This window comes from Sphingomonas sp. F9_3S_D5_B_2 (assembly GCF_054263715.1).
Genome location: NZ_JBSZFB010000003.1, coordinates 1 through 10,000, shown reverse-complemented (window position 1 = coordinate 10,000; position 10,000 = coordinate 1). Strand labels below are relative to the sequence as shown.

General features: G+C 60.7%; 13 protein-coding genes. 5 read left to right on the top strand and 8 right to left on the bottom strand.

Going from position 1 to position 10,000, the window contains the following annotated elements:
• Positions 1-425 precede the first annotated feature (425 nt).
• Together ACUXST_RS08590 and ACUXST_RS08585 are read left to right on the top strand one after the other, a co-directional pair.
• On the top strand, positions 426-776 hold the full coding sequence (locus ACUXST_RS08590; RefSeq protein ID WP_458389572.1) for a hypothetical protein: 351 nt from the start codon (positions 426-428) through the stop codon (positions 774-776).
• 534 nt (positions 777-1,310) lie between these two features.
• Positions 1,311-1,850: a hypothetical protein gene (locus tag ACUXST_RS08585; protein WP_458389571.1), complete on the top strand. Its 540-nt coding sequence runs from the start codon at positions 1,311-1,313 to the stop codon at positions 1,848-1,850.
• Between the two features lie 25 nt (positions 1,851-1,875).
• Here ACUXST_RS08585 and ACUXST_RS08580 read toward each other — a convergent pair whose 3' ends face one another.
• From ACUXST_RS08580 to ACUXST_RS08565, 4 genes are all read right to left on the bottom strand, one after another.
• Positions 1,876-2,052, bottom strand: coding sequence for a hypothetical protein (locus tag ACUXST_RS08580; RefSeq protein ID WP_458389570.1), 177 nt, complete (start codon positions 2,050-2,052; stop codon positions 1,876-1,878).
• Positions 2,053-2,086: 34 nt separating this feature from the next.
• A complete protein-coding gene (locus tag ACUXST_RS08575; protein WP_458389569.1) occupies positions 2,087-2,344 on the bottom strand; it encodes a ribbon-helix-helix protein, CopG family in 258 nt (85 codons plus the stop codon).
• Between the two features lie 431 nt (positions 2,345-2,775).
• On the bottom strand, positions 2,776-3,285 hold the full coding sequence (locus tag ACUXST_RS08570; RefSeq protein ID WP_458389568.1) for a PilZ domain-containing protein: 510 nt from the start codon (positions 3,283-3,285) through the stop codon (positions 2,776-2,778).
• 76 nt (positions 3,286-3,361) lie between these two features.
• Complete coding sequence (locus ACUXST_RS08565; RefSeq protein WP_458389567.1) at positions 3,362-4,282, bottom strand: hypothetical protein; 921 nt, start codon at positions 4,280-4,282, stop codon at positions 3,362-3,364.
• A gap of 163 nt (positions 4,283-4,445) precedes the next feature.
• On the opposite strand from ACUXST_RS08565, the gene ACUXST_RS08560 reads away from it, so the two are divergent.
• Both ACUXST_RS08560 and ACUXST_RS08555 read left to right on the top strand, forming a co-directional pair.
• On the top strand, positions 4,446-4,670 hold the full coding sequence (locus ACUXST_RS08560; protein ID WP_458389566.1) for a hypothetical protein: 225 nt from the start codon (positions 4,446-4,448) through the stop codon (positions 4,668-4,670).
• Between the two features lie 213 nt (positions 4,671-4,883).
• A complete protein-coding gene (locus ACUXST_RS08555) occupies positions 4,884-5,714 on the top strand; it encodes a trypsin-like serine peptidase (protein ID WP_458389565.1) in 831 nt (276 codons plus the stop codon).
• Between the two features lie 113 nt (positions 5,715-5,827).
• Here ACUXST_RS08555 and ACUXST_RS08550 read toward each other — a convergent pair whose 3' ends face one another.
• Positions 5,828-6,007, bottom strand: coding sequence for a hypothetical protein (locus ACUXST_RS08550; RefSeq protein ID WP_458389564.1), 180 nt, complete (start codon positions 6,005-6,007; stop codon positions 5,828-5,830).
• Positions 6,008-6,366: 359 nt separating this feature from the next.
• Here ACUXST_RS08550 and ACUXST_RS08545 point away from each other — a divergent pair, with 359 nt between their 5' ends.
• The gene (locus ACUXST_RS08545; protein WP_458389563.1) at positions 6,367-7,146 is read left to right on the top strand and encodes a DUF4253 domain-containing protein; all 780 of its coding nucleotides are present in this window, start codon (positions 6,367-6,369) and stop codon (positions 7,144-7,146) included.
• A gap of 380 nt (positions 7,147-7,526) precedes the next feature.
• Here the strand turns inward: ACUXST_RS08545 and ACUXST_RS08540 are convergent, their stop codons facing one another.
• The 3 genes from ACUXST_RS08540 to ACUXST_RS08530 all read right to left on the bottom strand — a co-directional run bounded on the left by ACUXST_RS08540 (position 7,527) and on the right by ACUXST_RS08530 (position 9,828).
• Positions 7,527-7,943 (bottom strand): hypothetical protein, encoded by a 417-nt coding sequence (locus ACUXST_RS08540; RefSeq protein ID WP_458389562.1) that lies wholly within the window; start codon positions 7,941-7,943, stop codon positions 7,527-7,529.
• A 119-nt stretch (positions 7,944-8,062) separates the two neighbouring features.
• The gene (locus tag ACUXST_RS08535; protein ID WP_458389561.1) at positions 8,063-8,692 is read right to left on the bottom strand and encodes a tyrosine-type recombinase/integrase; all 630 of its coding nucleotides are present in this window, start codon (positions 8,690-8,692) and stop codon (positions 8,063-8,065) included.
• Positions 8,693-8,826: 134 nt separating this feature from the next.
• Positions 8,827-9,828 carry a glycosyl hydrolase gene (locus ACUXST_RS08530; protein ID WP_458389560.1) on the bottom strand — a complete coding sequence of 334 codons (1,002 nt, stop codon included), beginning with the start codon at positions 9,826-9,828 and terminating at the stop codon, positions 8,827-8,829.
• Between the last annotated feature and the right edge of the window lie 172 nt (positions 9,829-10,000).

Here is a 10,000-nt window from a genome sequence, read left to right as displayed (position 1 = left end):
GAACGCGCTCCCAGGTGTATCGCCTCCCGGCGCGACACTGCGGGCGATATCAACGCTTGATACATCAATCGTCGTACATTGAGCGGTGGAGTTAGAGCGGACATTCCGATGCGGCGGTCAGACTCAGTTTCGGCACGTTGACCGTGCAGGGAAGGACGAAGTGCCCGGTTCCGGACCGAGCAACGGGCCCTCACTTTCGGCCCTTCCCTGCAACTGCCGTTCGCAACAAGGAACCAACCTCGGAATGAAATGAGTGTCGGTCAGAGGCCGTTCTGGATCGCAATCGCGACGGGGGCGGCGTTCTCGGTGGGTCATGTGTCTCGCCGGGCTCGGAAGCCTCGAAGGCTGCTTCGCAGCTGAGCCAACTGACGATCGGATCGGACCGACAGCAACTCGGGCGCCCTTGCGCCGGAGAAGGAGCAGTCATGCGCAAACAAATGATTGAAAACGCCGCCTATGAAGTCGCTACCCAGATCCGCGTTGTCGAGGAAAGTATCGAGGGGGCGCTTGTCGAACTCGCCGAGCTCCAGACCAAGATGGTGCACGCGCGCACCGTAACGAACGCGAACATCAGCGGCAGCCACTGCGCATTCGAGCAGCTTGCGGCGACGACTCGCGACCTGATCGCGGCCCGCGGCAGCATCGGCGGCTGTCATTCCGCACTCGTTGAAACCAAGGGGACGATCCCCGGCCTCCGTACGGTCGCATGGGGCGATGACGGCGACTGCCCGCCGGCGAACGGAAGTGCGCGCGCGGACCTCCGAATCGTCAGCTGAAGCGCTTTGACCGGACCACGTAATGTGGTCCGGTCTCGCCTCATTGCCGCACCAATATCTATATCAGGCGCTGCTGCAGCTGAGCTGCGCCTACGCGCTCTGATGATCCAGGCGGCGGTCACCTGGCGCGCACATCGCCGCCGAAAGCACAGCGTGACGCCAGGCTCGACTGCCGAACGCCCTGCAGTCAAGATTCTGACGAAGCCTTCGGTGCCAGCCTGTGCCAGGTACCGGACTCGGCGCATCAGGCGGCAAGATCAACCCTACAGTGCGCCATTCCGTTGCGCATTTCTCGCGCAGAACAGCCTGCAGCGGCCCCTCGGGCACTCGGCTTGTTGGCAGCTTCGGCGATTTGAAGCGATTAAACACATGCGCAGGCTCCTGGCCCGGCACACCGAACGATTAGCGGTAAACATCCAATTCGGATGCATTACTCCGTTATGGACTGGCTTGCCGACTTCGCCGAAGCCTTATACCTCGTCTCTTGCTCGGTTCATGAACTCGCCGCCTACGGGCGCTGGAGAAGGCCGCGCCATGTCTCGCCAAGACAAGCTCAAACCTCCACAGATCGAAGACGGACCGCCGGAGAGGCCGGTGGACGACGATCGCCTGCAGATCGACCTCAGGCTTAACCTGGATGAGGTCGCTGCAGCTGAGGAAGAGCAGCTGCGCAGCAACGCCCGTAGGCGGCCGACGCGGAAGGAGCTCATCAGACTGGCATGCAAGATGTACGACGCCCGAAGAGCGCGCGATCGGCTGATCGGCTCAAAGCTATTTGGAGAGCCGGCTTGGGATATGCTGCTCGCGCTATATTGCCTACCCAGCCGCGGCGAGCTCATGTCCGTGAGCGGGCTTAGCTGCGCTGCGGACAACATTCCGGGCACCAGCGGCCTGCGCTGGCAGAAGATCCTGTTGCACGAAGGACTGGTCCAGCGCGGCCCCGACGGTACGGATTTGAGGCGGCAGTTCGTGCGACTGACTCCCAAGGGACGCTCGCTCCTCGAGCGATATCTCATTCGATTATTCTATTGCGATGCTCCCGTGCCCCCGGAGATTAAGTCCGCCAGCGGCTAGCGCGTTGCAATGTCGCCCCGATCACTTAGGCTGCACCCGGGTGGTGACGACCATGAGTGAGCTTGAGGACGAGCGTGGTGCAGGAGCGAACCGGTGTGCGCTCCGGCTGATTACGGAAGCGATGGACACCATCGACGGTCACGACCTGCCGCCCGATGCTTCCGCCCATCTCGCAATGGCGCTGCAGATATTGCGTAGCCATGCGGTCGCCCGATCTGACGCTAGCCGGAAGCCTCTCAAAGCCAAGCAGGATTAGGCCGGTGATCGCCCGGAGGCGCGACGCCGACGCTTGCGCTGCTCGACCTCTTCCAGCACGTCTCGATTGGAGAGGGTGCGGTCTTCGGTAGAATCTTGCAGCGCGTCGCCGGTGAGCTCGTAGCGCCGTTCAGCTTCCACCAACCAATCGGTGAGCGATGGCGGACGATCCAGCTCCTGCTTCGCTCGCTGCGGACAGCTACCTCGTCCAAACGTTGCACCAGCTCCCTGGGACACATTCGCAGTAACGAGAGACCGCAACTCACGAGCTCTCTGTTCCTTGTTTAGCCTACGTCGGCGGACGAAGAGCGCTTTAGCGCAGCCCTGTTCAATCTTGGGACTTGCAACGGATCAATCAGGCGAGCGCCGACACGCTCGTCAGCAAAACTGACAGACCAAGCAACAGCGTGCATCGATGAGGATCCTGGCACTTCTTCGGGCGCCAAGTTCCTAATCTGTCACGTGTAGGACAGGGAAAAAGTTGTACCTGTCTGAGAAGTTATCCCGCCGCTCTAGGAGGCCGGTGGGCCCGGCTCCGGCGGCAAGTGTCCGTGAAATGTGGTTTTTGTCCCCACGCTGGGAAGCAGGTCCGCAACGAGCGACAAATCGCCCCATTCCGATGCAATTAGATGTTTCAATCAGCCAGGCCGAAAAAGTGCAGTTGAAGAAACTAGTGTGTACGGCCGGTTGCGGCCCTTCGAAGCGCTTGGGCCAGAGAATCGAGCGTTAGGAGCTCTTCGGCTAGGTCCAGCGGGAGGTCGGCAACGCCTGCCAGACGTTCGCAAAGCCGATCGAGTGCCGAGCTGATCTCGGGCACTGACAATGTCTGAGGATTGTACAGATCGGCCGGCACCGGCTTGGAAGTTCGGAGAGCTGCGACGATATTATCAACCCGCTGCTGCCCGCTTGACGAAGCGCGGCTGACCCACGCGGCAATATCGATCGGTGTATCCAAGGTCATGCCGGCGTAATTGGCGGCTTGCCACGCAAGCGTTCCCTCGGCGCGAAGCTTGCCGCGTTTTAAACGCACGCGAGCGCCCAAGGGCGGCAGGACTTCGGCTTCAACGAGAGCGCCGCCTGTCGATATGTTACGTATTCTGACCGCGAACGAACGGCCGCCTGCCTCGATCGTTGCTGCCAAGAAGACGTTTGATCGTCCCTGGCGCCGATTCTCAGCCATGCAGTTCCAACCTCCGACGTGGAGACACGTCATTCTTCCGGTCGCGATGGCGCCAGCCTCGACCCCTCTCGCCAGTTCAGATCGGGGTTACGCGTCCGACTTCATCGAAATAGCGTCGCAGAGACTGGCTCGTCTCCGGTGCGAGCTCGACGTAGACTCTCCGGCCGTCGTGCGGGTCGGCCTGGCGAACGAACAAGCCTTGCCGGACCATGCTCTTGAGCCATCGCAGAGCGGTCGTCGGTGGCACTGCGGCGGCGATGCACAGGCTTGAGACCGGAACCCTCAGGTGCGCGATCTCGGCCCGCAACAAATCCAGCATCATGTCCCAAGCGGGATCCGCGAACAGCCCTTCAGAGAAATAGTTGCCGCGAAGCCGGCGTGCCCTGATGACGTTCCGAACTGCATCGAGCGAGACGTGCGGTACGTCGGCCTTGCCACCCTCAACCAGTGCTGGTCGCAATGGCAGAGGCGATGTGGACAACTGCGCCAACGTGGAAGCAATCCGGTTGACCTCCTCGCTCAATTGGCGAAGCCGCTCGGCATTTCGGTCCGAGCTGACATCAGACAGACGCAAGGGAAGCCCCCCGCTCGCCAGCGCCGTTGCAAGCGCTGCCACGCGCTCCGCCTCGTCAGCATCAACCAAAAGTTCGATGGAGCAGTCGTGCAAGCAGGCAGGGAGTAGATCGATGAGCGCCGACTTCGTCGAAACCACTGCGCGATAACGTTCGCTCTCCACGTCACGGCTCACGCGTTTGAGGATGTTGCTCGTCAGAGTTCCACCATCCCGATCAAGCTCAATCCAGATTGCCTGCAGTTGTCCCTGCCGATCCAGGCGCTCACCGACCTCGTCGATAGCCAGGCGGCCACCAACTCGCAGGCCGCTGGCTTCCACAGATCGCTCGGCGGACGCCATCGCTTCAGCGCTACTTGCGGCGATCAGTACAGGTGGGGGGCCGCAATAGGTGACTTCAGATGCACGAGTGGACAGCGCGTTCATTCGGGTTTCCCCTGAGAATGGCGGACCGAGCAACTCGCATCTAACGCTCGATCTGAACTGAAGTCAGACAGTATCGGCTCCAAAACGGATGCATCTCCCGATCCACCGCCTGCTGTTCGTGTAGCAGTGCAGCGAAAGCGGGGGCGCTGTGGACTGCTCGTTATTGAACAAGGCCGGCCTTGGTCGCTCAGAGTGGCTCGAGCAACTTTCCGAAGCGCTCGAGGACGCACTCGGCGTCGCTTCTGAGCTCGTTTACAGCACGGGGTGCGACGGCAAGGTGGTTACACTGTACGCCGAGATTGATGCTGCGCGCCGGGAAGCCAAATCCCTGCGTTATGAGTTTTCGCACGAGCGGTTGAGGAATGTGCTGCCGGCTGCACCGGAGTAGCCTTCGATCCAGATAGTCAGTTTCCAAAATCGTGCATGATCAGATGCATGCCCAGGCGCATATTCCATGTGAGCAGAAGCCCGGGGCGAGCTGCGAGGAGTCCGTCAACAGATGCGCAAGTGCGTCGCGCCCGCGGCGCGACCAAATCATTGACCAAAACGGACATTGTAGAAGCATCGCAGTTCGCAAGCTGCGTCTACGTGATTGGCCGCCATGCGGACCATCGGAAAGATTTGTACAGCGGTCGCGACGTCCATCACCGCACTGACGGCCTCGCCGCATGCATCTGCAGGACTGGTCTTCGGTCAGGACGACCGGGAGGTAGTGGCAAGTAGTCCTGGGTCGGTCTTTGCGCCGATTGGTATTGTCTACGGGACGCCCGAAGCGAGCTACGCAACGGCATTCCTGGTCGACAACTGCTATGCCGTCACAGTCCAGCATGTATTCGGCCAACGCGGCGCCGCACTTGGCCGACCAATCGTGTTTGCTGCCGGCGTCGCGGGACCGTCTTCGCAGTGGCGGATCAGCCGCGCGAAAGTCGTGGCGGAGGGTGGCCTGGAGCGGTTCGCAACAAGTGCGGACCCCTACGGCCGGCGAACGGCAGATTGGGCGCTTCTTCGGCTCAGCAAATGCCTAGGTCGTGAGTTCGGCCATGCGCAGCTGACCGCTGATGTGCCCGATGCCGCCGGATCAATCGCAATGGCCGGTTACCCGACCGACAAACCCCTCGCGGGCGGGTTGGTGCTTGATCGGTCGTGCCGGATTCGGGAGAAACGCGCGGGCGTATTGCTGCACGATTGCTCAGCCCTGCACGGAAATTCTGGCAGTCCGCTGTTCCGCATCGTTAGCAACGGCAAACACCGCCTGCTGGAAGTCGTCGCCATGCACACAGCTGGCCATTCGTTCAGCGGACCGGGCGCTGACCTCGTGCTTCCGGTCCGTGAGTATGTTTCCACTTATTCAAATGTCGCAGTGTCCCTTTGCGACCCGAACGATCCTCGCGGAGGCGCGGCGTCCAAGCTGCCGTGTCACTCGCATCCGTAATGAGTCGTAGCCAAGGCAAGCGTCACGCTTGATCAGCCCTGTCGAGGACGGGCGGCACTGTGGAACTGCACGCGAGCGCGTAAGCACCCGCGTGCAGTCGTTCAGTCGCGCGATCAGCTATGGCAAATCCACACGTCGCCGTTGGCACTGTGGCAGAAGCCGGGATTGCCGGCCATGACAGCGAGCCTCTGCATCATGTTGTCCAGCCAGTTGACCGAGACCTGCGGGGGCATTGCGTAGGCTGACGTCGAAAACGTGAACGCAACGAGCGATACGATTAGAGCTTTTTTCATCGGGTCCTCCAGTAAGGAAGACCGACGATTTCCCGTGCTACGGTTTACGACAACTAACACTGCCGCCGAACCGGACTAATTAGGACGGGTCTACTTCGGGACCTGTGAACCATTTTGGATGAGACGGTTCGATCGGCGCGGGCGGAGCTACTCGCGCGAGCCCGGATGATCACCCTGGGCTAGTGTCTGCTTTCGACCCATTGCAGACATTGCCTCGTGGGCGTTAGCCTCGGCGAATGGGTGGTACAGGACATCACGCGTGGGAGTGCCAGCGAGACCAATGGACGCGCCGCACGGCGTTAGGAGGTATAGCCGTCGGTGCGTTGGCGTTGTCAGTTGGTTCAGGGGACGCCCAGACGATGAAAGCCGACCTGAGTCATTTGTCGCCGGAACAGCGGGCCAGGTATCAGCAAATGCACGCGCGGACGATGGCGGCCCTCAAGTACGAACGCATCACTGTTTCAGGGAACGAGGCTCTCAAGGAATGGGAGCGCCTACGGGCTGCGGGCCGGGGTTGGCCCGTCGTCATTGGAAGTGACGAGGACCTGGAGCGCATCGCTGACCAATTTAGCATGGGCGATCCGTCTGTCGCCGGGGTCGCCATGCCCGGCAGTGCGTCGCGAAGTCCCGAGGAAATTCTCGCGCGAGCGGCCGCGATCAACTTTCCCGATGACCTGCGAAAGTGGTCGGGCGCTTATCAGCCTCAGGACTTGCGAGCACCGCTTGGTGAGTGGCCCGCAAACGTGCAGACGGCCGAGCCGGGGCTGAGCGTGGCCACCGATCTTGTGTCCGGTGAAACTCTCAAGAATGTTCATCTCCTTCTCATTCCAGCCAACGCTGGCTGGGAAGTGCCTGCCTTTGTACGGTGGGGTGATTGGAACGCTTGTCCGCCGCCCGAATACCATGTCGCGGCCTTGCGCCGCTGGCACGAACGGTATGGCGTCGATCTTGTGGGCATCAATGGCGACACAATGAATCTGAGAGCAGCCCGCCCTCCTAAGTCTCGGGAAGGGGCAATGGCACTTGCCAGGGAGCAATATGGATACTGCCCCGATATAGTAGACCAAGGCGTAGGCTCTATAACCGCACTTGCGGCCGACCTCATGGTCTCTCCTTGGTGGTATCTCTGGTGGGATTAGGAGGACCTTCGGCATGGGCGTGAAGGTCCGCTCCCCACCCATTCCTGCCCCTAAGGGAATGATATCTGCTTTCGACCCATTGCGGACATCCAGAAACATGCAGAGGCTACATCTCGCTTCGTAGAGTCTTGAGCGACTGCCATCCGAATACGAAGGCGCCACTGCCGAAGACTGCCACGCCAAGCCAATCCCAGAAGCCCTCAGGACCATTCAGAACATTGAATGTGCAACTCGTCGCGAACAAAAGCGCCGCGACTAACGGAAGAACGACCCTTCTAGACATCATGCTCCTCAAGGAAGCTCAAGCCTACTATGGCAGTGTCTGCTTTCCACCCATCCCTGCCATTAGCCTAGTGGCAGCTTTCGACGCATTGCAGACATTAGCATCGTTGCGAGAAATCAACTGATCGGCGCAATTCCTTGGTTTGTCGCCACGCGGTGGGCGCTGTGATCACCACAAACAGTAGAAAACCGACCTGGCTCATGATGAAGAAGCTCGACGTCAGGTCTCCGATGAGCGAGCGGCCGAGGGAATGGGATGCTTCAAACCAGAGATTATGTGCTACGTCTGAAACGATGATCGCAATGGTCAACGCGACACCTGCTCGCGGACGAACAAAGAGCAGCAGAGCCGCGAGTGGATCGAGAACTGTAAGGCTGTCCCAGTAGATCGTGGTTCCCAGCGGGACGCCTTCGCGCCACCAGCCGTACACTAGCAAGGCTTGCACGTGGTTGACGCACGCGCCCGTTAAGCAGAGCGCGTAAACAACCCTGATCCAGAAGCCTTGGCGGTGCATTTGGACCAATAGGATAGATCGTGCGCCAGTAAGCAAGCGCCCGTCGCTTCCTTATGTCCGTTTTCCACCCAAAGCAGACATGCTGGCCGGCCGTTGGCAAGCGGCCGGCCAGCGAACGATCAAACCTCGGTGGCTTCAGCTAAGCTGAGCGCATCTTCGACCTCGACGCCTAAATAGCGGACGGTAGTCTCTATCTTCGTGTGTCCGAGCAGGATCTGCACCGCGCGCAGATTCCCAGTCTGCTTGTAAATCAACGCAGCTTTCGTTCTTCGCAGCGAGTGCGTGCCGTAATCTTCGCGGCGCAGACCGATACCGCTGACCCACTCGTCGACGAGTCTCGCATATTGTCGAGTGCTCAGGTGGTCGGCGCGTTCGATGCGACTAGGGAAGGCGAACTGCTCGAGCGAACCGCCTCGCCTTTCGAGCCACGTTAGAATGCTCGAACGAGCCGGCTCCAGCAACTCGAACTGCACAGGCCGTCTAGTTTTCTGCTGAACAACCATGGTGCGCGTTCGAACTCGGCCGCCGGTGGCCAGGTCGCCTATACGGATCTGGACCAAATCACAGCCGCGGAGTTTGCTGTCGATCGCAAGATCGAAGAGCGCTCGATCTCGGACGCGCCGCTCCTGATCGAGCATAAACCGGATCGCCCAGATCTCCTTCGGTTTCAGAGGGCGCTTCGCTCCCATCTTCTTCCCGGCGTTCCATGCAGGCCCCGTGTCCACAGGATCGTATGCAGAGTGTCCCATGATCGTTCTCCAATGGCCATGATGGCCAGAGTTAAAACGGAATCATGGGTGCTAGTGGCCGTTAGGCGACCGTCGCCTTTCAGTCGTGATCACTCCCAAACGGACGTTCAATCATCGTTGTAGTTGAACGGACTTCAGAAGCGGGGTGGCAGTTCGTCGCGGGTGAGGTAGCGCCGTGATGCGTAATATTCCGCAAGCAGATCTGGCGGATTCTGGTCCGCGCCTTCCAGCCAGCGCGTATGCCAGGTCATGAACCACAGCCATCCGGCATCCGGGCCGAGCGTGGCCGGGTCTGGCACCGGCCCGTTCTCATGCAGGCAGATCGGCACCGTGTCGCCCACGATGGCTTTGACCTGCGCGAACATCGGCAAAAGTGGTCCGTGGTCGCTGACGTAGAGATCGGCGCCTACGATATCGACCAGAGCGCGACCAGGATAATAAGCCGCGTCGACATTCTGCCCGGCCCAGCCGAGCACCCAGAGTAAATTGTTTAGACGCATGCGTCGGGTGAAATGATCGTGCATCATGCCCCACAATGCCTGGAACGCGTGAGGTCCGTGCTTACCCCACCAGAACCAGTCACCGCTGAACTCGTGGAACGGCCGCCACAAGACCGGCACTCTGGCATCCCGTAGTTTGGCGAGCTGCTGCCCGACCTCGTCCATCTGGGCCATCATCAAAACATTTTCCCGCGTGCCGGCTCGGAGCGCGGCGGCCACGTCGAATTCCTTCTTGCTGTTCTCGTAGCCGGTGCCGATGTCGGGAGCGCCCCAGTGCCAGCAGAGCGCGACGATACCTCCCGATCGGCTCCAGGCGACGGCGCGCTTGTAGACTCCGTCCCACTCCGACGGGATGATGTAGTCGAGGCCAAGGATGGCCGGGAGGCGGCCGGTCACTCGCTGGATGTAGTCCAGCTCGTCTCTCTTGCCAGCGGGACTCTCTTGCTGCCCCGTGAGCGTATGGCGGCCGTAGACGGACCACAGGTAACGATACAGCCGACGCGCCTCACCCGACGCGGTTGGGTTGCTCAGGTGGCGCGCGGTGGTCCCTCCGGCCACGGCAGGAACGAGGCCGAGCGAGGCTGCACCGACCAGCGCCGCTCGCCGGGTAAGATGCAGTGAAGTCGAGCTTCCCATCTGTCGATCCTAGTTGGCGGTCTGCCCCGGTGCCAGCACGCGACTCTTAAGGTTTAAGGTCCGGCCTCGAAAGCGGTCAATCACGGATGCGCGACTTGGACCCACCGAACTGCTAACGCAGCCTCCGCCCGCCACGGTTGAGAGCAGGGTTTGTCGGTTGCGTTGCGTCCGC

Bases quoted from the DNA above. Each gene is read 5' to 3' on its own strand.
- ACUXST_RS08590 (WP_458389572.1), top strand. From the start codon at position 426: ATGCGCAAACAAATGATTGAAAACGCCGCCTATGAAGTCGCTACCCAG.
- ACUXST_RS08585 (WP_458389571.1), top strand. From the start codon at position 1,311: ATGTCTCGCCAAGACAAGCTCAAACCTCCACAGATCGAAGACGGACCG.
- ACUXST_RS08580 (WP_458389570.1), bottom strand. From the start codon at position 2,052: ATGGCTACGCAATATCTGCAGCGCCATTGCGAGATGGGCGGAAGCATC.
- ACUXST_RS08575 (WP_458389569.1), bottom strand. From the start codon at position 2,344: ATGTGTCCCAGGGAGCTGGTGCAACGTTTGGACGAGGTAGCTGTCCGC.
- ACUXST_RS08570 (WP_458389568.1), bottom strand. From the start codon at position 3,285: ATGGCTGAGAATCGGCGCCAGGGACGATCAAACGTCTTCTTGGCAGCA.
- ACUXST_RS08565 (WP_458389567.1), bottom strand. From the start codon at position 4,282: ATGAACGCGCTGTCCACTCGTGCATCTGAAGTCACCTATTGCGGCCCC.
- ACUXST_RS08555 (WP_458389565.1), top strand. From the start codon at position 4,884: ATGCGGACCATCGGAAAGATTTGTACAGCGGTCGCGACGTCCATCACC.
- ACUXST_RS08550 (WP_458389564.1), bottom strand. From the start codon at position 6,007: ATGAAAAAAGCTCTAATCGTATCGCTCGTTGCGTTCACGTTTTCGACG.
- ACUXST_RS08545 (WP_458389563.1), top strand. From the start codon at position 6,367: ATGAAAGCCGACCTGAGTCATTTGTCGCCGGAACAGCGGGCCAGGTAT.
- ACUXST_RS08540 (WP_458389562.1), bottom strand. From the start codon at position 7,943: ATGCACCGCCAAGGCTTCTGGATCAGGGTTGTTTACGCGCTCTGCTTA.
- ACUXST_RS08535 (WP_458389561.1), bottom strand. From the start codon at position 8,692: ATGGGACACTCTGCATACGATCCTGTGGACACGGGGCCTGCATGGAAC.
- ACUXST_RS08530 (WP_458389560.1), bottom strand. From the start codon at position 9,828: ATGGGAAGCTCGACTTCACTGCATCTTACCCGGCGAGCGGCGCTGGTC.